Origin of the sequence: Clostridium estertheticum (assembly GCF_018861295.1) — a bacterium.
GTDB lineage: Bacteria > Bacillota > Clostridia > Clostridiales > Clostridiaceae > Clostridium_AD > Clostridium_AD estertheticum_D.
In genome coordinates this window covers 45,872-68,675 of the sequence record NZ_JAHLDM010000017.1, presented here as the reverse complement: position 1 = coordinate 68,675, position 22,804 = coordinate 45,872, and the positions used below count along the sequence as shown (strand labels likewise).

Annotated in this window: 29 protein-coding genes; 25 read left to right on the top strand and 4 right to left on the bottom strand. The window is 28.3% G+C overall.

The window, feature by feature from the left end:
• Positions 1-98 precede the first annotated feature (98 nt).
• Entirely contained in the window at positions 99-314 is a 216-nt protein-coding gene (locus tag KPL54_RS16365; RefSeq protein ID WP_216107574.1) for a hypothetical protein, read from the top strand.
• 86 nt (positions 315-400) lie between these two features.
• On the top strand, positions 401-874 hold the full coding sequence (ndk, locus tag KPL54_RS16360) for a nucleoside-diphosphate kinase (protein ID WP_216107573.1): 474 nt from the start codon (positions 401-403) through the stop codon (positions 872-874).
• 68 nt (positions 875-942) lie between these two features.
• Here the strand turns inward: ndk and KPL54_RS16355 are convergent, their stop codons facing one another.
• Both KPL54_RS16355 and KPL54_RS16350 read right to left on the bottom strand, forming a co-directional pair.
• Positions 943-1,302, bottom strand: a complete 360-nt coding sequence (locus KPL54_RS16355) for a hypothetical protein (RefSeq protein WP_216107572.1) — start codon at positions 1,300-1,302, stop codon at positions 943-945.
• Between the two features lie 44 nt (positions 1,303-1,346).
• Entirely contained in the window at positions 1,347-2,825 is a 1,479-nt protein-coding gene (locus KPL54_RS16350; RefSeq protein ID WP_216107571.1) for a nicotinate phosphoribosyltransferase, read from the bottom strand.
• 139 nt (positions 2,826-2,964) lie between these two features.
• On the opposite strand from KPL54_RS16350, the gene KPL54_RS16345 reads away from it, so the two are divergent.
• The 11 genes from KPL54_RS16345 (at position 2,965) to KPL54_RS16295 (ending at position 10,778) form a co-directional block, all read left to right on the top strand.
• Positions 2,965-5,013, top strand: coding sequence for an ATP-dependent helicase (locus tag KPL54_RS16345; protein WP_268037536.1), 2,049 nt, complete (start codon positions 2,965-2,967; stop codon positions 5,011-5,013).
• 136 nt (positions 5,014-5,149) lie between these two features.
• A complete protein-coding gene (locus KPL54_RS16340) occupies positions 5,150-6,103 on the top strand; it encodes a tyrosine-type recombinase/integrase (RefSeq protein WP_216107570.1) in 954 nt (317 codons plus the stop codon).
• 78 nt (positions 6,104-6,181) lie between these two features.
• Positions 6,182-6,445 (top strand): hypothetical protein, encoded by a 264-nt coding sequence (locus KPL54_RS16335; protein ID WP_216107569.1) that lies wholly within the window; start codon positions 6,182-6,184, stop codon positions 6,443-6,445.
• Positions 6,446-6,754: 309 nt separating this feature from the next.
• Positions 6,755-7,078: a hypothetical protein gene (locus tag KPL54_RS16330; protein ID WP_216107568.1), complete on the top strand. Its 324-nt coding sequence runs from the start codon at positions 6,755-6,757 to the stop codon at positions 7,076-7,078.
• A gap of 4 nt (positions 7,079-7,082) precedes the next feature.
• A complete protein-coding gene (locus KPL54_RS16325; protein WP_216107567.1) occupies positions 7,083-7,313 on the top strand; it encodes an rRNA methyltransferase in 231 nt (76 codons plus the stop codon).
• Positions 7,314-7,331: 18 nt separating this feature from the next.
• A complete protein-coding gene (locus KPL54_RS16320) occupies positions 7,332-7,805 on the top strand; it encodes a hypothetical protein (RefSeq protein ID WP_216107566.1) in 474 nt (157 codons plus the stop codon).
• A complete protein-coding gene (locus KPL54_RS16315; protein ID WP_216107565.1) occupies positions 7,795-8,217 on the top strand; it encodes a resolvase in 423 nt (140 codons plus the stop codon). Before KPL54_RS16320 ends, KPL54_RS16315 begins: the two co-directional genes overlap by 11 nt.
• 1,301 nt (positions 8,218-9,518) lie before the next feature.
• Positions 9,519-9,692, top strand: a complete 174-nt coding sequence (locus tag KPL54_RS16310; protein ID WP_216107564.1) for a hypothetical protein — start codon at positions 9,519-9,521, stop codon at positions 9,690-9,692.
• A gap of 84 nt (positions 9,693-9,776) precedes the next feature.
• Positions 9,777-10,217: a Rha family transcriptional regulator gene (locus KPL54_RS16305; protein WP_309245398.1), complete on the top strand. Its 441-nt coding sequence runs from the start codon at positions 9,777-9,779 to the stop codon at positions 10,215-10,217.
• Between the two features lie 62 nt (positions 10,218-10,279).
• The gene (locus tag KPL54_RS16300) at positions 10,280-10,456 is read left to right on the top strand and encodes a hypothetical protein (protein ID WP_216107562.1); all 177 of its coding nucleotides are present in this window, start codon (positions 10,280-10,282) and stop codon (positions 10,454-10,456) included.
• Between the two features lie 67 nt (positions 10,457-10,523).
• Positions 10,524-10,778 carry a hypothetical protein gene (locus tag KPL54_RS16295; protein WP_216107561.1) on the top strand — a complete coding sequence of 85 codons (255 nt, stop codon included), beginning with the start codon at positions 10,524-10,526 and terminating at the stop codon, positions 10,776-10,778.
• Between the two features lie 92 nt (positions 10,779-10,870).
• Here KPL54_RS16295 and KPL54_RS16290 read toward each other — a convergent pair whose 3' ends face one another.
• Together KPL54_RS16290 and KPL54_RS16285 are read right to left on the bottom strand one after the other, a co-directional pair.
• The gene (locus tag KPL54_RS16290) at positions 10,871-11,077 is read right to left on the bottom strand and encodes a hypothetical protein (RefSeq protein WP_216107560.1); all 207 of its coding nucleotides are present in this window, start codon (positions 11,075-11,077) and stop codon (positions 10,871-10,873) included.
• 290 nt (positions 11,078-11,367) lie between these two features.
• Positions 11,368-11,583: an LLM class flavin-dependent oxidoreductase gene (locus KPL54_RS16285; protein ID WP_216107559.1), complete on the bottom strand. Its 216-nt coding sequence runs from the start codon at positions 11,581-11,583 to the stop codon at positions 11,368-11,370.
• A gap of 286 nt (positions 11,584-11,869) precedes the next feature.
• Between KPL54_RS16285 and KPL54_RS16280 the strand changes: the two genes are divergently transcribed.
• The 12 genes from KPL54_RS16280 (at position 11,870) to KPL54_RS16225 (ending at position 22,795) form a co-directional block, all read left to right on the top strand.
• On the top strand, positions 11,870-12,052 hold the full coding sequence (locus KPL54_RS16280) for a hypothetical protein (protein ID WP_216107558.1): 183 nt from the start codon (positions 11,870-11,872) through the stop codon (positions 12,050-12,052).
• A gap of 58 nt (positions 12,053-12,110) precedes the next feature.
• Entirely contained in the window at positions 12,111-12,656 is a 546-nt protein-coding gene (locus KPL54_RS16275) for a type II toxin-antitoxin system PemK/MazF family toxin (RefSeq protein WP_216107557.1), read from the top strand.
• A 6-nt stretch (positions 12,657-12,662) separates the two neighbouring features.
• Positions 12,663-13,214 (top strand): hypothetical protein, encoded by a 552-nt coding sequence (locus KPL54_RS16270; RefSeq protein ID WP_216107556.1) that lies wholly within the window; start codon positions 12,663-12,665, stop codon positions 13,212-13,214.
• 525 nt (positions 13,215-13,739) lie between these two features.
• Positions 13,740-14,123 (top strand): hypothetical protein, encoded by a 384-nt coding sequence (locus KPL54_RS16265; protein ID WP_216107555.1) that lies wholly within the window; start codon positions 13,740-13,742, stop codon positions 14,121-14,123.
• 78 nt (positions 14,124-14,201) lie between these two features.
• Complete coding sequence (locus tag KPL54_RS16260; protein ID WP_216107554.1) at positions 14,202-15,083, top strand: SprT-like domain-containing protein; 882 nt, start codon at positions 14,202-14,204, stop codon at positions 15,081-15,083.
• 42 nt (positions 15,084-15,125) lie between these two features.
• Complete coding sequence (locus KPL54_RS16255) at positions 15,126-15,830, top strand: hypothetical protein (RefSeq protein WP_216107553.1); 705 nt, start codon at positions 15,126-15,128, stop codon at positions 15,828-15,830.
• 97 nt (positions 15,831-15,927) lie between these two features.
• Positions 15,928-16,098: a hypothetical protein gene (locus tag KPL54_RS16250; RefSeq protein ID WP_216107552.1), complete on the top strand. Its 171-nt coding sequence runs from the start codon at positions 15,928-15,930 to the stop codon at positions 16,096-16,098.
• A gap of 62 nt (positions 16,099-16,160) precedes the next feature.
• Entirely contained in the window at positions 16,161-19,148 is a 2,988-nt protein-coding gene (locus KPL54_RS16245) for a hypothetical protein (protein WP_216107551.1), read from the top strand.
• 529 nt (positions 19,149-19,677) lie between these two features.
• Positions 19,678-20,175 (top strand): hypothetical protein, encoded by a 498-nt coding sequence (locus KPL54_RS16240; protein ID WP_216107550.1) that lies wholly within the window; start codon positions 19,678-19,680, stop codon positions 20,173-20,175.
• A 168-nt stretch (positions 20,176-20,343) separates the two neighbouring features.
• Positions 20,344-20,643 carry a hypothetical protein gene (locus KPL54_RS16235; RefSeq protein ID WP_216107549.1) on the top strand — a complete coding sequence of 100 codons (300 nt, stop codon included), beginning with the start codon at positions 20,344-20,346 and terminating at the stop codon, positions 20,641-20,643.
• Between the two features lie 72 nt (positions 20,644-20,715).
• Positions 20,716-22,383: an N-6 DNA methylase gene (locus KPL54_RS16230; RefSeq protein ID WP_216107548.1), complete on the top strand. Its 1,668-nt coding sequence runs from the start codon at positions 20,716-20,718 to the stop codon at positions 22,381-22,383.
• Positions 22,384-22,636: 253 nt separating this feature from the next.
• Positions 22,637-22,795, top strand: coding sequence for a YegP family protein (locus tag KPL54_RS16225; RefSeq protein ID WP_253203501.1), 159 nt, complete (start codon positions 22,637-22,639; stop codon positions 22,793-22,795).
• Positions 22,796-22,804 lie beyond the last annotated feature (9 nt).

Sequence of the window (22,804 nt, the reverse complement as noted above, 5' to 3'; positions counted from 1 at the left end):
TATTAAAAAAACACTTCAATTTATTGGTAAAAAGTCTTATAATGTTATTAAAGTTACAAAGTTACTTTAGTAACAAATTATGGGAATGGAGTGATGAGATGTTACAGTGTCCTTTTTTAACAACTATGGATGAAGAGGTAGAGTGTTTTAAAGAGTGTGATTTACATAAATGGTCAGATAATGGAGGGAAATGTCCATTTGTTGAGTTAAAAGATTTTAAACCCTTTATCATTAAGAATATTATTGATTATGATATATTTAGTGAGGATAGAAATTCACAATTGAAATCATTATATAAAGATCGATACTTATAGTATTAATATTATGTAATTGTGTATAATATTAACTAATAGGATTTAATTTTGTTTTCCTAAAATATTAAGCAGGGAAGTGAGTTTAATTGGAAAGAACCTTGATATTAATTAAACCTGATGGAGTTAAACGTGGACTAATTGGAAGAATCATTAACCAGTATGAGGAGAAATCACTAGAAATTGTAGCACTTAAAATGATAACGGCTACAAAAGATATTGCAAGGAAACATTACAGTGAACATGAGGGACGCGAATATTTTGAAAAACTAATAAATTATATTACTGAAGGCAATATATGTGCGATGGTTTTAATGGGTGAAAAAGCTATTGAAATAACACGGAAAATTAATGGAGATAAGGATCCTGTTAAAGCAGAAATTGGAAGCATAAGAGGAAAATTTGCAATAGATAAAACTAATAATTTAGTTCATGCCTCTGATAGTGTAGATAGTGCAGAACGTGAAATTGCAATTTGGTTTCCAGAACTTACGTGCAAGGATATCTTTGGGAGCTCTAAGAATTTGTTTGCACAAACAGAGGGACCGTTAGTAAATGTTTAGTAATATAAATCTATATTAAAAAGCTAACCAATTTAATCTTGGTTAGCTTTTTGTTGTAATTTTAGTAATTAATGTGAACCGCAATGCCCAGAGCAACCACCACAAGAGTCACTGCCATGTTTTGGGCAACTAGGTTTACTATCGACTGTAAGCGTTGTTTTAACCCAAAATCTAGAATCACTATAGGCTATTGTGAGTTCGCAAATGTTATCTAAAAGAGTATTATCATATAATATTTTTAAAGTTTCAATATTGTTTTTAATATCTCCTGTTTTAAAATTATCTAGGTAAATGTCAACTTTCGAAGTCTTGCAACAAGCACTGTCGAATACGAATCTTACGCTATCAGATGTTTCGTCAAGTTGAATCATTTCCATTAGCTCATCTAGAGCAACTTTTGAAATTTTGATTTTTAATGGTTGTGCCATACGTCCTCCTAACGTTCATCTATGATGTAATAAGCATATTCATGTTATTCCTCAAGAATTTCAGAATAATGATTTAATAAACCTTGTTTTAGGTTCCATAAATTCCAAGAAAGATCTACATAATATACATGGGGATTATCAAATCTTAAAACTTCTGTCCATAATTTAGACACTTCTTGTTCGGAAAATGCTTTTATTTCCATAACAGATGGAGATTCATAAATTTGTTTACCATTTTCAAATAGTTTAACCATAAGCTCTTTTATATAGTAATGTTTAAGATTTTTCTTTTTCCAAGTATAAGTTGGATTAAATATCTCAAGGGGTCTATTCTCATCAAATTTTTCGTCATGCAAGGTAATGAAATCTGCAATGGCTTTATGAGTTGTTTTATCAAAAATTCTATATAGTTTTTTAAAAGCAGGATTAATAATTTTTTCTGCATTTTCACTAATTTTAATTTTTGGTATTATTACTCCATCATTTTCAACTGCAACAAGTTTATAAACACCACCAAACACTGGCTCAGATCTTGCAGTAATAAGCCTTTCTCCAACACCAAAGTTGTCAATTTGTGCCCCGTTTTCTAGTACTCCACTAATAATATATTCATCGAGTGAGTTAGAAACAGTAATCTTTACATCAGCATATCCAGCTTCATCTAGTATTTCTCTAACTTTTTTAGTTAGATAAGTAATATCACCGCTATCAATTCGTATTCCTTTAGGCCTTTTGCCCATAGGTTTAAGTACATCATTAAACACCTTTATAGCATTAAGGATACCAGAGCGTAGTACGTTATAAGTATCTATAAGAAGTACACAGTTATCTGGGTAGGTTATAGTCCAAGCTTTAAAGGCATCATATTCAGTATCGAAAAGTTGTACCCAACTATGCGCCATAGTGCCTAGTGCTGGAATATCAAACATTTCCTCGGCAATAGTACAGGCAGTACCAACGCAACCACCAATAACAGCAGCACGAGCTCCATATATAGCACCATCATAGCCTTGAGCACGCCTTGAACCAAATTCCATTACAGGTCTACCTTTTGCAGCTCTACATATTCTACTAGCTTTAGTAGCAATTAAGGTTTGATGATTTATTGTAAGAAGGATCATTGTCTCAACAAATTGAGCCTGTATAATAGGTCCTTTAACTGTAACTAATGGTTCACCAGGAAAAACAGGATAACCTTCAGGTATTGCCCATACGTCACAAGAAAATTTAAAACTCTTTAAATAATCAATAAATTTATCTGAAAAAGTATTTTTGCTCTCAAGATAGGCTATATCATCCTTTGAAAATGATAAATCAGAAAGGTATTCAAGTAATTGCTGTACACCGGCCATAACGCAATAACCGCCGCCATCAGGAATTCGCCTAAAAAACATATCAAAGTATGCAATTTTGTCTTGAACATTATTATCAAGATAACCGTTTGCCATAGTTAATTCATAAAAGTCTACAAGCATTGTTAGATTTCTTTCATTTCTCACATTAAAATCTTTTGAATATATCATAGTTTTTTCCCCTTTGAAATTTAATAAAAGTATATAATGGAATTATAACATAATTATATATTAATGTTTTGTTAGACTTATTATACTAGTATTTTAGGTTTAAACACAATATATGATAAATTAAAGTAGGTGGATGAGAGTGGAGAAAAAATATAATATGAATAATAAAATTGGAGATAGTAAAATAAGTGCTAAATTAAGTAAAGAGCAAAGGGACGCTGTTTTTTCTAATAATAGAAATTTATTAGTTACAGCAGGACCAGGAAGTGGTAAAACAGTTGTCATTGTTAATAGAATTGTTCATCTAATAAATGAACAAAATTTTAGCCCGAAAAATATTATTGTAATTACTTTTACAAGAGCTGCAGCTATTAATATGAAAAATAGGTATATTGCTATTAATGGAAGGGCAAGTGTTCCGTTTTTTGGAACATTTCACGGTTTGTTTTATAAAATACTCAAAAATTATTATGGTGAAATAAAAATAATAGATACATTTGAGGTATATAAACTTATAAAAAACGTATTAATGTCCTACTTAGATGAGGTAGGTGATGAAAAGGTAAAAGAAGTTATAAATAATATTTCAGTATTTAAAACAAGTGATGATACTTTAGAAAAGTTTTCTCCTAGTATCGATAAAGGAATATTTATAGCAGCATATAATATTTATGAGCAATATAGGAAAGAAAGAAATTTATTCGATTTTGATGATTTACAAATAGGGTGTAGAGATTTATTTATAAAAAATTATAAGATACTTCAGGGGTATAGATCTTTATTTAAACATATCTTAGTTGATGAATTCCAAGATTGTGATTCTATGCAAGTTGAGATATTAAAACTTTTAAATGAGGAAAACTCAATATTTGCAGTGGGGGATGAGGACCAATGTATCTATGGATTTAGAGGTTCAAATCCTGAATGCATGGTTAAGTTTTCAGAGCATTTTGAGGGTGGAGGGAAATTACAATTATCAACTAACTACAGGTGTCCAAAGAATATAGTAGAAATATCCATGAATACTATAAAAAATAATCAGATGAGAAATGAAAAAAACATAATAGCATTTAAGGAGCAAGATGGTGGCATTGTTGTACTTAATAATGTAAATGAAAATGCACAAGCAGAGGAAATTAGTAGTATCATTCAAAAACATATGGCAGTCCCTGATAAAAATTATAGAGACAATGCCATATTATATAGAACAAATGTAGAATGCAGAAGTTTAGTAGATGTTTTTATTAAAAAAAGGATCCCTTTTATGCTTTTAGATAAGGAATATGATTTTTTTCAACATTTTATATGTAAAGATATAATTGCATATTTAAAATTAAGCATTGATCTAAGTGATAAAGAAAGTTTTCTTAGAATAATTAATAAACCATTTAGATATGTAAGCAGATTAAATTTAGATAATATAAAAAGAAATATTGTACGCGAGGATTGTTTTGAAATGTTAAAGGAAATTGATGGTATACCTATATTTCAGATGAAGATGATAGATAAGTTAAAAAAAGATATACATTATTTAAACAAAATTTCATTAGCGAGTGCAATAGATAATTTAGTATTAAGCATTGGGTATCATGATTATATAAAGGAATATTGCACTAAATTTAAAATTGACTTAGGCGAGATGGAAGATGTTATAGACGAGTTTAGGCAATCGGCTGAAGGATATAACAATATAATAGCTTTTCTAGCCCATGTAGAACAGGTTAAAGAAGAAATAAGTAAGCATAAGAGAAATGTAGAAGAGGATGCAGTCATACTTAGTACAATTCATGGAGTAAAAGGTATGGAGTTTAAAAACGTATTTCTAATTAATTGTAATGAGGAGAACATCCCACATGTAAATAGTATAGAAAATAACTTAGAAGAAGAGCGAAGACTCTTTTATGTAGGAATAACAAGAGCTATAGATAATGTTTGGTTATGCATTAGTAAAAGCGTTAAAGGAAAAGTGAAAGAAACATCACGCTTTATAAAGGAATGCAATATCATAGGTGGTAATGATGTTAATCTACCTTTTAAAGAAGGGGATACTGTAATACATAAAAGTTTCGGAGGTGGGACTGTTATTTCTATTAATGATAAGGATTTAGAGATTAAATTTGAAGGGGATATTACACGGAAATTTGATACTAGTGTACTTTATAATAATTCATTGATATCAAAAGTATAAAATATTTGTTTGTAGAATAGTAATAAAAAAGACAGTAATAAAAGCATATAATTTTAAGAATTTTAACCGAATGTAAGATTCTGTAATTCCATACCTCTAATCTGCAAATTTTATAGTAAAGGGATGGAATAAAATCATGGTAAAAATGAGATTAAGAAGCTTGAGGGATGGAGTCAAAAAGACAATAAAAGAGTGTCATATTGAGTATTTAGATTATTGTATTAGTATCGGTCAAGCTGAAAAAACTATTGAGAGCAAAAATAGATTTTATAGGTTTGAATTATCCAAAATTATCAATGAAGATGAAAGTATTTCTACATTGACTAAGAAAAAGATAGAAACTCAAGTTATATTTTACAGACAACATGGTTATAAGGGAAATACATATAAGTCTTTTGTAATTAAAACTAGAGCTTTCTTAACATTTTGTTTTGATAATCACTATTTAGTTAAATTTGACGTTAAGATTCCAACAGTAGATTCAGAAAAGAAAATAGTTTATACAGAAGATGAATTAACGCTATTACTAAAAAAGCCTAATTTAGATAATTGCTTGATAGGGGACTATAAAGGTTATGTAATTTGTAATTTTTTATTAGGTACAGGTTGCAGATCCGAAACCTTATTAAATGTAAAATTACAAGATATCAGGTATGATGAGGATTTAATATTATTTACTCATATGAAAACTAGGAGACAAGTATTAATTCCATTAAGCCCTACATTAAAATCGGTATTAAGGGAATATGTGGAAGTTATGAATTTTATGGCTGATGATTACTTATTTGCTAAATTAGATGGAATTAAAATGTGTTATGATACACTACATCAAAATATATCTAATTATTTCAAAAATAGAAATGTGAAGATGCGCGGGGTTAATACTTTTAGAAATACCTTTGCCACTTTATTTATTAGAAATCACGGTGATATCTATAGATTAAAATCTATACTTTGTCACTCTAAAATTACAACTACTGAGAAATATATTAATTTATTACCAGTAGATATGACTGAAGATATTTGTAAATTTAATCCTTTAGATGTACTAAGTAAAAAGAGTGCTAAAGCAAGAATGAAGATAAGATAAAGAAATATTTACCTCTTCCAATTTCAGTAAAATGATGTATAATATATTGATGGGAACATATGTTTGGAGGGTGTATTTATGAAAGTATTAGCAAAACCAATAGAATTAGTTAGTTGGACAGATATTAATGGCGTCATACATCCAGTTCGTTTCAAAATTGCTAACGAGGATGAATCCATAAGTGTAGTCAAAATTGATAAGGTACTCACTATAGACAAGGAGAGGCTCGCAGGTAATAATATGTTAGTTTATACTTGCCAAAGCGTAATCAAAGGTTCAGAGAGGCTATATGAGCTTAAATACTCGTTTGATACATGTAAGTGGATATTGTGGAAGCTTTAACACAGAGGTTATAAATATAATTATCGTTTATTTTATAATTCTTGCATATTTTTTAGATATAAAATTAATCTTAAAAAAATATTGTATATAATAGTTTACGATTCATAAGTAATATGTTTTTAGTAAATAGGGAGAAGTTTTTATTAATGAATAAAAATCAAATACAGAAGACACAATACATATAAAATACATCTTATTTAATAATATATTATAAAATAAAAATATTAAACTTGAATTATAATTAGCTTATATGTATAATTATAGAATAAATTCTAAATTTAATAATATAATACAAATAAGAGGTAAAATATGTCAACTAAAATGTTTTCTTGGAGTTTTGCGAAAAAAATTAAAAAGTATAAAAATGACTCTCTCAAGTTAAAGAGTTTAGGGGAAAGTATAGAAAAGGAATTTTTTATAACAGTTTCTAAAGAACATATTAATAATTTAAAGGAAATTATTGATGTTTGTGGAAATGAAAAACATAAGACTTCATACTGTGAATTTTGTTTGAATTTTATAAAGGGCGAAGTATCAAATGATGATATTGGCCTTTACCAATTTATGTATGAAATTTATGGGGATAGACTTTGTGAAAAGCAGTTAAAAAATCAATTTAATTTGGAGGAGTAATATTATGTATAAATCAATTTATTTTAAGCCTAAATATAAATTAGGTTTATATGAAAGTTTTATAAATGATTTTGTAATTAATTTTGAACTTCTAAAGATTAAAAATAAGAATAAAGTTTATTTTTTTGAAAATGAAGATATGATTGTAAAAATAGAACCTAAAATAGCAGAAATCTTGTTATATAACATTGAAAACAAAGAAGCAGTAAAAAAAGTCAAAAACTATTTTAAATAGCTGAAAGAGGTATGAAACATGAGAAATATTGAAAAAATATTGAATACGCTCAAAGTTAAATTTTATAAAAAAAGCAATAAAAATAACAACAGAATTACATATTATTGTATTATAGATTTTAGTGAAAATGAGGATGGACTTGAAGAAGATGAGTTAAAAAAATTTTCATTTATTATTGTTGAAGAATTAGCAAATAAATTTATAGGAATTTATGGTACAAGCATTATGAGAGTCAAACAAAAAGATGAAATTAAAGTTTTAAAGATAATTAATAAAGAGAATTTAGAAAATGTATATGGAACGTTATATATTAATGAGGAGAATGAAATTGAATATTACATAGGAATATCAACGGATTCTGATGAAGAAAATATTAAAACTGAGCAAATTCATGATTATCTCTCTAATATGATGATATATTCAGATTCGATGATTAAAAAATTGATTGAAAATAATCTAACAGATGATAAAAGTGATACAAATGAAGGATGATAATGAAATATTTATTAGTATAGTTATTTTTGTTTGTTTAGTTGCGGTTAGAATATCAATAACTAAATTAACAGATGAAATTAATTGTATGATAATGTCTGCAATAAATGCTATTGCTTTATATATTGTAATAATATCAATTTTTCAAAAAGCATATGCAAAGATGGAAAAAGTACATAAAAGTATAGGAAAAGATTATGAGACTCATATTTCTGTTAATATATATATGAAAAGATATTTATTACGTACAAAAATAGTAACATTATTTCTTACTCTATTGGTAATCGTATATATAGTGTATTTTAAAAATAATATAATTAATGATATTTTAACTATTGCTGCTTTAATATTATCCATTGAAGATGATATTTTTGTTAACAAATTATACAAGTGGAACTATAGATATCAGTAAAAAAACATAAACAGGTCAACATATTAAATGAAGTAATGACAATTCGGTTTTGAACGTCAAAAATACTGCACTAGGTTATAGCCTACGCAGTATTTTTTGCATTCAAACAATTCTAAATAAAGGATATTTAAATTATTGACAATTTTAAAAATTTTATTCAATTCATTTAGCAATAAAAAATATAATTATCTATAAAGGGTATTTAGTATATAGTTTGCTAATTAGAATTTAACTAAATTTAACTAATCCTAATTAAGCATAATTAAATTTAATTATGAAATCTTAATATAGAAAAGGTAATCGCAATACTTGTAAATGGATATATTGTTTAAAATAGAATTACAAAAACAAAATGCTGCACTAAGAGGATATCCTATGCAGCATTTCTAATATATTTCCGTATCAAGGATTGGTACATTTAAATTATAGACAATTTTTTAATTTTTATTCACTTCATAAACAACATAAAATATATTTATGCTTTCTTTATGTTTAAGCCATCTAAATTCATACTACAGTAATTCACATACATTAGGTTAAGATGGCTATAATGATTCCATATGGCTTGTTAAATAGTACTATAGTAGAGGTATTGGGAGGTATTAACGTTCTAATTTAATTTAGTATTCTTTATATAACCGTATATATCAATTTATAGTTACTATCATTATAAATAGAGTATTTGTTCATATTTTATGTTCGTATTTAATTCGGTGTCTACCGGGGGCGTTTAAAACGCGGTACCTCGACATTTCAAATGTAACGGTCGGGAAAATTGGGGTGAGTGGAATTTAACACAGGGTATCGAAAGTTCGACACTCCTAATTTAGATATGTATGCACCGCATATCCGAAACCAGTGCCCGCATTCCACATATGTGGCACAAGTTTGCCACTAGAAGTTTGGGGCACAATATTATGACCCCCAATCAGGGTACAGTATTGCACCCCAAGGTAAAATTCACGTCGACATAAGTTTGTCGATTATATAGGTAGTCCATATGATACCCTAGAACGAACTTTAAGAATAGGACATGTAATTACTCTGATATTGGCTTAAAGTCCCTACTCCTACCTTTCATAAAAGCAAAAAATATACTGTAATCACATAGTTCACCTATAGTCTCAATTCTCATAATTCCCATAAAATAAATATTGACAATAGAATCATATTGGGCATAGTCATACAGATTAGTACTAACACTAACTATATTAAAAATTACTTAAATTAATGGCAGGAGGTTAGTGTGATGGAGTCTGTTTTAAAAAATACGGATATTAATGAAAGGTTGGAATCACGAGATGAAGAATGATGCTCATTATCCATTAGGTTCCCCAGAATTAAATAGGCTAGTTGAATATAATTTGGTTATTTCATGGATGGAGGAGTTTAAAGAGAGAGGTTTGATTAGTTCAGATGAATGTTCAAGAGCAATTAAAGAAATAAATAGATTATACAAAGATGTTAGAGGGTAATTTTAATATTGTCGCAGAGAAGTATAATAAAAGACATGATAATGTAATAACTAAAATTAAAGGATTTATCGAATTGATACCTGAATTAGTGACCTTAATTTTAAGGTGGCTAAATATTTAGATGAACAAGGCAAAGAAAGACCTATGTACATCATGGATCGTCAAGGCTTTGCAATGTTAGTAAACAAATTTACTGGTGATGAAGCTACAATATTTACTTACAAATACACAAAGGCATTTGAAGAAAGTGGTAAGAACAGCATATCCCAAATAGGCCATGAAGGTGTTAATATGATTCCATATAAAAAAGGACAGAAAATTACAGATTTAATGGATATAACTCAGGAAGATCTTGATAAAATTATAAAAGACATGGCAATCGGAGAACATAAATTTTTATATAATAGTAAGGATATGAGAATTAGTTTATTGAAAGAGAGTAACAAAAAAACACGTAAAATAGTAGTTAGGTATGGAGACAGACCATTTATTGAACTTTATAAAGAAATATTAAAAATTGAATAGGGTTAAAGGTTAGAGCCTGTGGAATGAATATGCACCTGTAGTAGCTCGAGAGGAGGTTATATATGAATCATTTTGTTTTAATCAATGAATCAGATATGGAAATATCTAAAGAGAATGAACTAATTTACAAAAAATTATTCTTACATATGATGAATGATTTTTTATTATCTGAAGGTGCCATTACTCAAGAAATATTTGAGAAAGCAAAAATGGAAATAGAAAAAATGAACAAGGTGTAGTCTTTTTATATGGTCACTCAATACTCACCATATAAACTAATTTAATTATTGGAGGTTGATTATTAACATGATTCCACATAAAAGAGTTACAGAATTAATAGATATAACTCAAGAAGAATTAGACAAAATTGAATTCAATATGGAAGTTGGGGAATGTAAGACTATATATGTCAGTAAAGAGTTAAGTATTGACTTACTAAAGGAAAGACCAAATAAGGTACGTAAAATAATATCTACATATGGAACAATTCCATTCCATATACTTTTTAAAGAAATGCTTAAAATAGCATATCCAAATGGATTAGAGTATAAAGATAAATAAGATTAATATTTAGGGTAGGACATTCTTGGTACACCCTTATTAGGGGTTCGTCATTATGACGATTGTTGGCATTAGTCTAAAAAATGTAATTATTAATAGATTCCATTTTCAATTAAAACTTGTCTTTTTATAACTTCATACACATTTTTATTTACCTGTTTTTGAGTCTTAGTTCCAAAGTAAAAAGTAACATTAATATTATTCTTTCCAATTCGATAGCATCTCGTTATTGGCTCATTATCTGGTATTTTCAATCCTTCATCTATATGATGTTGTATATCTTCTAGTCTTGTATTCATATTTTCAGTAAGCCCCTTTTATAATTATTATTTTATTTATATTCTAAGAAGATAATATCAGCTATTCTCTTTAAATATATTTAATCATTACTATACAATATGAACAATATTTGTTCAAGTATAGAACCTTACCATTAAATCCATAAAGTGAGATGATAGTTACAATTGACTAATTAGATATAAACAAACAGTTATAAGCCATTATAATTATAAGACATACAATTACATACATTCTATAGAATAATGGCTTGTAGACACTCTTAGACAAGAAAAAAGATAGAAGATTTCCTCTATCTTTTTTTAGTCCATTCAATTTTGTAATCCAAAACTTCTGCTATCTCTTCAGCTTCTTCATACCTTAACGTTCCTTTATTTATCTTTTTACTTAGATTTTGAATAGTATCATTCCGGCTATATTTCTCGTTTAATCTTTTTATTATTTCTGTTAAAGTAACGTCGGACTTAGCTAACATAATTTTTACAGTTTCTTTGATTGGCACTTGCATCACCTACCTTATTTACAATATGTATTACAGTGGTATTATACTATAGAGTATATTAATAATCAAGGATGGCAAATATTAGTCTTTAAAGTTGAAAATAAGCATTGACATATTAGCCTTTATGGTATATATTTAAACTACAGAGTTGATAAAGAACGAAACGCAGCAAGACAAACGAAACAAAGAAAATCATATCTAAAATCTTAATTGTGAAAGAATTTAAATTGACAAATAGGTTGAGGCTCAGCAAATGGACTTCACCTCAAAATAATAGGGGGAATATAAAAAAATGAGAAAACAAATATTACCAAAGTCACCAAGAATTAAGGATTTTATGGGAATGAATATTATTAATGGAATTGTCTATCATAGGGAAGCTTTTAAGAGGGCACAAAACGCAGAAAAGAAAGAGTTCCATTTAAAAAGATTTAATGAATTAAAAATAGAATTAGAAAATTACAAAGCAGCTTAATTAATATATATGATTGACAATGTGTGTCAGTCAAAACAAATTTTTAGGAGTGTAAAGAGTGAATAACGATAAATTAATAGTTAGAAGATCAGATATTTTTATGGTAGAACTAGTAGAATCTAATAATGCATTATTGAAAGGCAATCATCCGGTATTAATACTTACAAACAAGAAGAGTTTACAAAATTCTGATTTAATTAATATCGTACCAATTACAAGTTCAATTAATACTAATCCTTCAAGTATACAGATTGGTGTAGAATGTGGATTGTCTCATAATAGTATGGTTCTTTGTAATCAGGTTCAAGTTATTTCAAAATCTAAGTTAGGAAAGAAGATCGGATTTATAGGGGCAATGAAAATGGATGAAATTCTTTCTTGTATTAACGCTCAATTTGGGTATAAAAATATAAATCTTGAAGCAGTTAACAAACAAAGAATTAATTCTATGGCACAAAGCATCCAAGAGTTAAATAGGTTTAAAACTAAATACAGCATTTCCGATAAAGAATTAGATGATGAAATTCGAATGAAAACATCTGAACTAAAGTTATATTGTAATTCGCTCAATCTTAATTATAAAAATTATATTGAGGGGGAATAAATATAAATGTTCTTATATAATGAGGGAAAACGCCAGGAAATTAGGGTAGCTAAGATACAAGGGGAGTATAAGGTTATGGCTCAGTTATGTAATAAATACTTAAATAATTTACTACATATGGATTACCCAATGGTTGGACAAGATATCCATGAGGAGATGCAATGGAGCTTTTATAATTTGGCATTAGCAACTAAGAAAATGGGGGATGTCCAGAAGGCCTATACTTTAGCTAAAAAAGCATTAACTTATTGTATGTTTAGAGATATCAATCATACGTATAATTGTTTACTGCTAGGAGAGTGCTCATTTGAGATTGGAAATGTGCAGGAGTCAGTGGAAATGCTTGATATATGCGTAATATATTTCGATTTAATTGGAGAAAGACGTTATAGTTTATATTGTTCATTCAATAAGGCAAAAGCCTTAAATGACATGCTAGGTATGGAAGTTAGTATACGTTATTATGAAGAAAATGAGAAAACTAAACATCTAAATCGTGGAGATACAATGTTGGAAGAAATGAGGATGGAATTAGAGTATAGATGCTATGCTAGCTAAACTCTAGCACAAATAAAATTATAGAGGAGGTGGTTTTGCATTATTTATTATTGGAGGTGCAGTTATGGTAAGTGCTAGGAAAGAAGAATCATCTAAAACAGTAGTTACCATGATAGATCCACCAGGTGGCTGACAAAAGGGGCAAATGAAAATAACGAACTAAGTTAAATTTATTTTTCTAGGGGTTGTCTAATAGGTGGTTTTTATATACAATAGGAATGTAAGGAAAAAAAATAGAAACAAAAATAGTCCGTTAGTTTACTAGAATAAACAAAACAGACGAAAAATTCTTATTCAATTTTATTAGGGGTGGTAATTTATATACATATTAAAATCTATATTTAAATAATACCACAGAATTTAATAACATGCAACTAAATATTTAAATAGTTCAATGTTTTTGAGTAATATCTGCAATCATTGGCATATCAACGTGTTATAAGGTACTAAATATCATTAAAAAATGGTAAAACACATGAAAAGTGCTAGTTTTAGAGAAAATAAAATATATCGGAGGGAATTATTATGGATAAAAAATTAAACAAACTACAACAAAGTACAACTGGGACAAGCTACGCTGACACTAGAAAACAAAGTTTAGCTGCAGATGAATATAATTTTGAGAGGTGTCAGAAAACTACGGATGAATTTGCAATTCAAAGTTCAGAAAACTTCGCCACTGATAGTTTGATGAAAACTGAAACTCTAAGTTCTGAAATATATGCAATGGGAAAGGCTCCAACACTTGAAGAATCATGTGTTCCAGTGACTAGTCCGCAGAGTTCAACCTCTATAATGGACACTTTACCAAAGGAAACTTCAGCAAGTACCTTAGTAGATTACGGAGAACTCAAAACTTATATTGATACAACCAATATCTTTAATTTAGAAAAATATTTTAGACATTAAATAAAATAAATCCTCAGGGGAGTTTCCCTTGAGGTGTACAAAAAAAGACCAGGGAAAATATTAAGGGGGAAATTAAAAATGGAAGATGTTCAAGAATCAAGAGAGGATTTTTTAGAAAAAATGGTGGCAAAAGAGTTAAGAAGATTAAAGAAAGTTGTATATAAGTATAAAAAGAGAGAATTACTTGAACATAAATTAGCAGTTGTTGCAGAAAATCTAAAAAACAAAGATGCTGCAGGGGTATATGAAACTATAGAGGGCAAGAATGAATATGATTACTCACATAAAATTGTCATAAGTAATGAGTATATTGATGAATATTACACAGCAACTGGGAGATATCTAAAACCTTATTATAAAAGAGCAATTAAAGCCACTATAAGACATGAATTGTGTCATGCATTAGTATATGAATTGTATAATGACTGGAGTGAAATTGAGGGAGTTCATAGAGATGCGAGTCCTATATTTTTAGATGTGTTATATTTTTGCGGCGGGACAACAAACCATGATTGTAGAACATCATTTCTTAAGAGTAAATCTTATGAAGATATTAAAGGTTTTATCAACTTTAGAGAACTAAATTTATATGTTATAAAACAGTTACGTGGATTTAATAAGATTATTAAGGAAACAAAAACTATAGTAAAACATTCTCATTATATAAAAAATGCTTTTGAATTTTCATCGAGAAACCCAGGAGTTACTGCAAAATACACGATTAAATGTATTAGTAAAGATCTAGACCATAGAGAAACATTACTAATTAATTCTAATATGTTTGAAATAGGTTCTTGCATAAAATTTTGTGATCTTCAGAAGCTTGTTGATAAAAAAATTAATAGTGATGCCTTTAATGAAAAGATAATCACCCAGGATTACCTTAGGGGAAATATATTGTATAGAGTTAAAGATGGAAGACTTAATAGGGTTAATGATGAGTTTTATAAAGTATCTTAAACAATAACAGCATATTGAACTACGGAGGAGGTTGATCGTATCATGGAAAAAAATACAGAGATTAAAAGTGCAAAATTTAAGGATTTATTTCTTAATGCTGAAGGTGGATTTATTCCTATGCCTAGACAACTAAGTAGAGTATTAGGATTCAATGCAACTGGCTTGCTAGAGGAATTATATGATAGATATGACTATTATATAGAAAAAGATTTGCTCGATGACTATGGAGAATTCTTTTATACAGTAGCAGATTGTGAAATTAATACTGGATTATCCAGGAGAGAACAAGAGGGAGCTATTAAGAAACTCACGAAGGTAGAATACAAATTTATTGAAGATATAAAACAACGTGGCATGCCTCGAAAGAGGTATTTTAAACTTAATAATAACCCACTTGAATTAATAAATAAGATGTATACCGAAGCAGAATCAATGAAAACTGAAATAAAAGATAAAGCAGCTAAAGAAGCTGAAAGATGTAGAAAACTCACAAACACCCTATCGAATGCAGTCGGTACAAAACAGCCGTACTATAACGTACAAAACAGCCCGACTATAACGGATGAAACCGCCGTACTTGAACGTACAAAACCGCCTGTAATTAATAACTATGATAAAGAACTACTAAAAACTAAAATAATAACTATTTTAGAAAATGATCCTTTTAAGATTGCTAAGAATGCTATGAATAGTAATCCACATGACTATAAAGATTTTGGTTATGAAGATGATGGATTAGATTTTTAAGATCAAAAGTAATAGGATTAAAACCTTTTTCTTGTCGGAGAAGAACCTCCAAGAGTAAATATACAACAATAAAATAATAATTAGGAGTGATATCAAAATGACAAAGAAAATATTCAAAAAATCCATTGCAATAGAGTTAATATGCAATGGAGAAAATTTACTATATACAGAACAAAACAGGCTTAAGAGTTGGCTTACTGTATTCTGTTTTGAAGAAACTGAAGAATTACTTAGAAAATTAACAGAAATTAATTACAGAAATAAATAATCAACACCTATTAAATAATATCAAGATCTAAATAAATCAAAATTTATAGGAGGCTTATTAATATGAATAAAAATATACAAATATTATCAATAGAGGCTAAGGATGTAGTTACAGGAATGTGTGCTATAGTAGATAAAACAAATTATAAAAACGTGGAAATATTAAAAGAACAAGGTTATAGAATCTTAAGAAATTATAAAGGTAGTATGGATTATTCACTGTTAACTATACATCTACAGAAAATGAATACTAAGATAGTTAAATTCAATAGGGCAATACATAGGTATTATTCTAATGATATTATAACAGTGAATTTTAATTATTCAATTGACAATAGTATAATGTTAAAGGATGAAAAAGACGAACAATATAATAGTATGCTTATTGTATTAGATATTCTTAAAGCAGAAAGATCAAGACATATGAAAACTAAGAATAGTATTAATGGTAAAATTAAGAGATTAGAGTCAAAAGTAATATTAAATTTAGATAAAATTGAAATATTAAAACGTGAATTAAAAAAAATCAATGATAAAATAACATCGATTAATGGGGATATCGCAAATGTTCAAGATAAAATTATAGTAATAAAAAATAAATATAGTTTGTCTACTAATATGCTAAGAGAAAAACTATATCGGAATGGGTTTAATGTAAAGGTTAATGGAACAGATACTAATTTTGTTAGATTCCTAAGAAGTTCCGGTTCAGCCAGAGTCGGAAAAATCAATTTTGTGAATAAAGATTACTATAATAAATTAATTAATTGGTGTATGTGTGGAATACAATATTTAAACAATAATGAATTAGATCTTCCAAGCCTAGAAAGTTACGTTTCTTTGGTTACATCTTCAATAATTGATACTTTTGAATTAAAAGCTGAGAATATATTATTGATTGATGAAGCGACAAGTACATTTGAAGACACAATAATGGCTACTGAATTAATAAATGAAGTTAAGGACGAGAATGAAAATATAATAAGTGGTGATTTATCTACTAAAGTGGCTAAAAAATCTATATCAAATGTACTTTTTGATGGTGAAGCATTGCTTTGTAAATCAATATTTATTGAAAAAGATTATGAAGATAAAGCAATACTACAGATTAGGAATTCATTTTATAAAGGGTTAGGAGTTAATACAGACATTCAAAAGTTCTTTAAGGATAACAACATAACTGAAATATCCCAATTGAAAGGTGAGACTACGGCTACGGATATAAGTCAAATAAAGTTAATTTGTACTAAATCATCAATCAAATATCTTAAATATGGTACTTTTGAAGAATGGAAAAAAGTTATGTTGCCAGAATGGGCGATTTGCAAATATGAAAAGCCACAATCTAACTTTAATGGAATGGCTCAATCACATTATCAGCTCATAAATACGCTTGGAATGGATTTTAATTCTACTAAAGATTTATTAAAAAATACATTAGAGTATATAAGGTTATTAAAGAATGACATATCTGTTTTTAAGCTTCATTTAGGGATAATTAAAGATGGTGGATTGGATGCTATAGTAAACGAAGAGGATATAGAGGGAGAAATGACTGAAGAAGAATTAACTCAATTAGATAGCATTAAAACTAATTCCGATATGATATTATCAATGCTGAAGATTAATGAAGAATTTGCTAAAACGAAGATTTGCAGACAATTCAGGTATGAAGTTGTTAGCAATTACATTAAGAATGTTAAGAAAGGGCATATATTAATTAATGGGACATATGCCACCGTAGTAAATTCATTGTATGAGTATTTGTTATGTTCTATAGGTAAATGGGATGGAGTAAGTAGTACCATAGGAATAGGACAATGTGTAACATCTAAATTTGAGCCATTAGAAGATGTTTTGGGGGTACGTAGTCCACAGCCAACAATGTCGAATATGACCGTTTTTGAAAATCAAGAAGCAGGAATATTAGCAAACTATTTTCAAACCAAAAGTGAGAATGTAATATTTATTTCTGCTATAGGATGGAATATATGCGAGCTTGAATCATCAATGGATTTTGATGCAGACCAGATGCTTATATCCAATGAAACTATACTAACATCTCATTGCAAAGCCTTAGATGAAACGATAATAGTTAATGGTCAGGAGATAAAAAGATTCTTAGTTAGTACAGACTTTACTCCTAAAACTAAAATTTCCAGAGAGTACAACGCAAAAGATTTAACAGACACAGACGTAAAATGTGCTCAAGGGAAAATAGGAGAATGTATTAATTTAGTTCAAATGTTGAATTCAGTTTATTGGACTAAGAAGTTTAATGGAGCATGTGAGGAAGATTTATTAAGGTTATTTACAGATATATCTACTTTAAATATTTTAAGTTGTGTAATTATTGATAGTTGTAAAAAGTCTAGTCCAGTAAATATTGATAGAGAAATGAAGAAAATTAGAGAAAAGGGTTACTTGGGGAGAGGAAGTATCATAAGAGATGGTAAAACTAAGAATGTTGGAATAAGGCCTAAATTCTTTAAATATCTTGATGGTGGCAAGGATTATAAATTTATATGGTTTGAATGTGGAATGGATTATCTTGTTAATATTATGTCTGATAAAGAAATTAATCCAAGGAAAGATAGAGATGAGGAGAATGGTAATGTTACTTTAAAGAGTTTACTACTTAAACAGAAAGGTAGAAAAGCAGATAGACAGAAGATACAGAGTATAATTAAAAAAATAAACCACATGCAAATAGGAGTATCTAATATATGTAAAAGTAAGGATGCTGGTAAAGAAAAGTTTAGACAAATAGAGGAAATAAGAAAAATATCTTTAAAGGAAATTAGTAAAATAGAAATAACTACAGAAATGGTTTATACAATTGTTAAGAGATTATCAGATTCTTATAGTACGGAAGAATATCAGGGATATAAGAAAATAGGGAGAAATATATTAAAAGTATTATATTCTATTGATTCAGTTAAATTCCTCTCGTGTTTACAAATAAAACCTAATATAAGTGAAACAATAGTGAGAGCTGATGATGGTGAGATATATGTATATAATGTAAAATATAAGAAAATATGTGCATAATTTAATGAAAATTCGTACACTTGATAAAAATAGACGTAGAATAATAAGGCTATAGAAGGGTTTAGGTAGGATACTTTACTAAGTACTATTATTCTATAAGGTAGGAGAGTAATATAAATTTATTTGTATTATTTCCTTTAATCTGAATAGATTGAAAACTAAGTGATAGCCCGATATCAAAGACTATTAGACAGAAATATAAAATGAGGAATTGAATGAGAATTAGATTCTTAACAAAGTAGTCTATTAATTTAGGCTACTTTTAGTATTTTTCATGTTCGAAAACTTTATACATATGAATAATACCACTAACACAAACAGATGTCAATAGAATAAAAAAAATTATATAATTTAAATAATAGTAATTAAGAGTAGTAATTAATTTTGCTGCTTTTTTGTCGTGATTCCAAGTGATGATACTTGGTTTAATTAATTTGTACGGGCTGGGCGGAAATCATCTCCGCTTAGCATTACCTTTTATACCTATAATGAAATAGGTCACATTTATGGACGGTTAGGAGAAATATATATGAAAATTAATAAAAATTTAAGAGAAAAACAAGGAGTCTATGCAGTACATATTAATTTAGAAAATATTAGTTACGTATATTTAGGTAGCGGAAAATTGGCTGATCGGATCAGCGGGAATATTAGTAAGCTAAAAAGGAACGTTCATGCAAATCCAACACTCCAGGAGGCTTATAACATAGTTGGAGAATGTAAAATAGAAGTATTAGGGGTTTGTGAATCAATTGAAGAAGCTAGAGCAGCTGAACAAGATTTAATAAATTTTTATAAGAAATTAGAAGACGTGGTTGTCTGCAATAAATATAAAGCAGTAACAATGGAAAAGCCATATAAAAGAGTATTAGACGTAGAAAAAGTTAAAGAAATAAAAACGTTAATAGCAGAAGGAATAATGAAAATTAATGATATTGCTCTAGCTTATGGAGTAAAGGCATGTACTATAACTAAAATTAAGCATGGGTATAGATGGTCAAACGTTAATATAGATGTACAAGCTTAATAACGATACCTCTCGAAAGATACCGTTATTTGAATATAACTCTAATAATAGTAGTATATACCAAAATGATAGAAATTAACACACTTTTTAAAAATAAATATAATTAAAGTTGACAAGAAAATTAAGATATTTAATAATGTCTTGCTAAAAACTGGGGGAGTGTTATAAATGAATATTGACGAGTTAAATGATTTCTGTATTAAGAACATAAATATGGAATTACTGGATATGAAAGATCATCCTATTACAGTAAAAGAGGTAATAGCGAGTGCGTTAAAAGAAATAGAGACTGACGAAAGTTGTAAGGACGATCTTGAATCTATGTTAAAAATGATTGAAAGTTTAAAAGAGTTTGAAGATTTAAATTGTATATATTCAACAGATTGCATGTCCGGGGGAACTTTTGGTCAAGGGTTTGTAATTATAGATTCAAACTTGGATTATAAGGGATTCGTAAGAACTATTTAGTTAATATAAGGGTATTCAACATAGTGTTGAGTACCCTTTTTTGTTGTGTAAATAAATGGAGGGGGAGATTAATTGGCAACAAAGGGAAACAAAGAAGTCCTAAAATCCGTTAACTACTCAATAAATATTATTAAAAAAATAAAAGAAGATGTAGCCTTCACTCAAGAGGAAAAACAAAAGATATTAATTGATTTTGTTGGAATGAGTGAGGATAACAATAGTTATTTTACACCTTTTGAAATATGTAATTTCATAAAAGATTTACTTAATATCACATCCGGGAAGATTATTGATCCAAGTGCGGGTATTGGTAATATGATAAGGCCTTACATAAAAGAATATGGAAAATTACTTGATGGTATAGAATTTACTTGTTTTGAATTTGATGAGAATAACTCACTTGCAGGATATAAAGCTTTTGAAGATTATGAACAAGTTAAATATAACACTTGCTTCAATAGTTTAGATAGAGTTGGAGAAATTAAAGATAATTATTATGATTATGTGATAGGTAATCCACCATTTGTAGGATCAGTAGAATATTTAAATGAGTTTAATAATACTAAAGGAAAAGCGAAGAAAACTGATATCGTAAGTTGCTTTATAGACCTTTCTATTAAGAAGTGTAAAGACAAAGGTTATATTGCTTTGGTGTTACCTGGAGGTCATTTATTTAAGGGTAATGCAGTACAGAAACTAAGAGATTATATGAAAGGTGTTATTAGCTTAAAAGGAATATTTCCTTTAGATGCAGACACGTTCTCAGAAGCTGGTATATTAGGAACTTCAGTAGGAACAAACTTGCTTATATGGCAAAAGGGCACACCTCAAGGTAAAGTATTCATAGGAGATTTAGCAGATAAAAAGGATCTTAAAACAGAAATGAGTTCTATCGCATTACAATTTCAATTATTTTTAAGTGGTGATTATTATTTAGAGCAATCTTATAATTATGCTAAATTAATTAAAGGTGTTGGAGTTGATTGGGAGCCTCAAGAAAAAGAGGAAGAAGTAATTAACGGTATAGAATGTCATTGCTGCAATAAGAAATTTCCAGAATATCAGATTAGTGAATACACGTCAAAAGATGGATTAAGTATAGAAAATATATGTATTGAATGTGAAAATGATTCACTAACATATATGAATATAATCAAGAGAAACTTTTTAATTGATGGAGAGTCTTACGAAGTAACTAGGGCAGATGAAAGGGAAATTAAGAAAGAAGAATCATTGAAACGTGAAAAGGATGAGGCAGAGCGAAAAAGAGATTGTAAAAAATCAATTCTCTATTTAAGTAATGCTGAAAAGTTTGATATAAATTATCAGATTGTTAAATATGCTAATGGTTTTATAGGGACTCAAGAGGACTCAGGCGAGGATAATATTCAAAGGTGTAAGTTTAACTATGGTTGTAATAAGCACTGGAGCATAGATAAAACGTGGGATAAAAACCTAGGTAAAGTAGATATTCATCTTGATAGTTTTAAAAAAGAAATTCAAAGAGTTCGTAAACCTGGTGCAGTAGATTGGAGAGAAAGGACTAGAATATGGTGGAGTGGTAGGATACTTTGTGAAGAAGATTTCTACAATGCTACATTTGGATTTAGTACATATAGTGATGATGAAATTGTAAAAGAGGTTTATGTTAATTATCAATTTATATGTAGTAAAAGTTATAGTCTATCTAAAAAGATTATGGAATTATTAAAAGAGGATGGATTTAAGGTGAAAGAATAATGGTTATGGATTATATAATTCCTGCATTCACTTATATTTTGTCTTCAATAACTAGTATAATCAATTTTGTTATACAAATGTATGACAAAATAATGAGTCATTAATCAACACATAGAACAATCTTAAAAGTATGTTAAGAGCATACGCACATAATTATTTTAAATTAAAAAAGTAAAATTTACATAAATAATAGTAAAAAAGAAGGAAACTTCCGATATATGTAGAAATATGTATATATGGGAGGTGATTAATAATGAGTGAAGCAAAATGGGAATTTTACAAAGATAGTGCAGATAAATGGAGATGGAGAAAAAGAGCATCAAATGGTGATATAGTTTTATCATCTTCTCAAGGTTATGTTAATAAAGCTGATTGTATTTCTAATGCAAAAACAGCTGGATATGTAGGTTAAATATATTTA

Bases quoted from the DNA above. Each gene is read 5' to 3' on its own strand.
- KPL54_RS16325 (WP_216107567.1), top strand. From the start codon at position 7,083: ATGTATAAATCAATTTATTTTAAGCCTAAATATAAATTAGGTTTATAT.
- KPL54_RS16295 (WP_216107561.1), top strand. From the start codon at position 10,524: ATGATTCCACATAAAAGAGTTACAGAATTAATAGATATAACTCAAGAA.
- KPL54_RS16270 (WP_216107556.1), top strand. From the start codon at position 12,663: ATGTTCTTATATAATGAGGGAAAACGCCAGGAAATTAGGGTAGCTAAG.
- KPL54_RS16320 (WP_216107566.1), top strand. From the start codon at position 7,332: ATGAGAAATATTGAAAAAATATTGAATACGCTCAAAGTTAAATTTTAT.
- KPL54_RS16250 (WP_216107552.1), top strand. From the start codon at position 15,928: ATGACAAAGAAAATATTCAAAAAATCCATTGCAATAGAGTTAATATGC.
- KPL54_RS16285 (WP_216107559.1), bottom strand. From the start codon at position 11,583: ATGCAAGTGCCAATCAAAGAAACTGTAAAAATTATGTTAGCTAAGTCC.
- KPL54_RS16355 (WP_216107572.1), bottom strand. From the start codon at position 1,302: ATGGCACAACCATTAAAAATCAAAATTTCAAAAGTTGCTCTAGATGAG.
- KPL54_RS16335 (WP_216107569.1), top strand. From the start codon at position 6,182: ATGAAAGTATTAGCAAAACCAATAGAATTAGTTAGTTGGACAGATATT.
- KPL54_RS16330 (WP_216107568.1), top strand. From the start codon at position 6,755: ATGTCAACTAAAATGTTTTCTTGGAGTTTTGCGAAAAAAATTAAAAAG.
- KPL54_RS16265 (WP_216107555.1), top strand. From the start codon at position 13,740: ATGGATAAAAAATTAAACAAACTACAACAAAGTACAACTGGGACAAGC.
- KPL54_RS16235 (WP_216107549.1), top strand. From the start codon at position 20,344: ATGAATATTGACGAGTTAAATGATTTCTGTATTAAGAACATAAATATG.
- KPL54_RS16290 (WP_216107560.1), bottom strand. From the start codon at position 11,077: ATGAATACAAGACTAGAAGATATACAACATCATATAGATGAAGGATTG.
- KPL54_RS16350 (WP_216107571.1), bottom strand. From the start codon at position 2,825: ATGATATATTCAAAAGATTTTAATGTGAGAAATGAAAGAAATCTAACA.
- KPL54_RS16260 (WP_216107554.1), top strand. From the start codon at position 14,202: ATGGAAGATGTTCAAGAATCAAGAGAGGATTTTTTAGAAAAAATGGTG.
- KPL54_RS16225 (WP_253203501.1), top strand. From the start codon at position 22,637: ATGAGTGAAGCAAAATGGGAATTTTACAAAGATAGTGCAGATAAATGG.
- KPL54_RS16315 (WP_216107565.1), top strand. From the start codon at position 7,795: ATGAAGGATGATAATGAAATATTTATTAGTATAGTTATTTTTGTTTGT.
- KPL54_RS16310 (WP_216107564.1), top strand. From the start codon at position 9,519: ATGAAGAATGATGCTCATTATCCATTAGGTTCCCCAGAATTAAATAGG.
- KPL54_RS16340 (WP_216107570.1), top strand. From the start codon at position 5,150: ATGGTAAAAATGAGATTAAGAAGCTTGAGGGATGGAGTCAAAAAGACA.
- KPL54_RS16300 (WP_216107562.1), top strand. From the start codon at position 10,280: ATGAATCATTTTGTTTTAATCAATGAATCAGATATGGAAATATCTAAA.
- KPL54_RS16245 (WP_216107551.1), top strand. From the start codon at position 16,161: ATGAATAAAAATATACAAATATTATCAATAGAGGCTAAGGATGTAGTT.
- KPL54_RS16365 (WP_216107574.1), top strand. From the start codon at position 99: ATGTTACAGTGTCCTTTTTTAACAACTATGGATGAAGAGGTAGAGTGT.
- KPL54_RS16240 (WP_216107550.1), top strand. From the start codon at position 19,678: ATGAAAATTAATAAAAATTTAAGAGAAAAACAAGGAGTCTATGCAGTA.
- KPL54_RS16280 (WP_216107558.1), top strand. From the start codon at position 11,870: ATGAGAAAACAAATATTACCAAAGTCACCAAGAATTAAGGATTTTATG.
- KPL54_RS16255 (WP_216107553.1), top strand. From the start codon at position 15,126: ATGGAAAAAAATACAGAGATTAAAAGTGCAAAATTTAAGGATTTATTT.